Source organism: Dysgonomonas mossii (assembly GCF_004569505.1).
Lineage (GTDB): Bacteria > Bacteroidota > Bacteroidia > Bacteroidales > Dysgonomonadaceae > Dysgonomonas.
Genome location: NZ_SPPK01000143.1, coordinates 1 through 389 on the forward strand (window position 1 = coordinate 1; position 389 = coordinate 389).

Here is a 389-nt window from a genome sequence, read left to right on the forward strand (position 1 = left end):
ACCCTGGCCTGAGGAGAGCGACATGCGTATCGAATGGTTGAATCAGGAAGCATTGCAGCATGGTGGCGTGACCTTGGGCGCGGCGCTGGCAGCGGCGCCGGCGGCTGTGGTTGGCGCGGCCGATGGCGTCTCGCGGCGCGGTTTCATGCAGGCCGGCGTGGTGGCCGGCGGCGGCTTGATGCTGGGCTTTTTCCTGCCCGGCGCAGGCAAGCTGGCGCAGGCGGCCGATGCCGCCCCCGCCAAGCCCGTGTACGCGCCGAATGCCTTTTTGCACATCGCCCCCGATAACACGGTGACGGTGCAGGTGAACCGGCTGGAATTCGGCCAGGGCGTGCAAACGAGCTTGCCCATGCTGATCGCCGAGGAACTCGACGCCGACTGGTCGACGG

At 67.9% G+C, this 389-nt stretch carries 1 pseudogene; it reads left to right on the forward strand.

The features are described 5' to 3' along the window. Nucleotides 1-22: 22 nt before the first annotated feature. Nucleotides 23-389: pseudogene (locus E4T88_RS19095) on the forward strand (hypothetical protein); the annotation flags it as partial.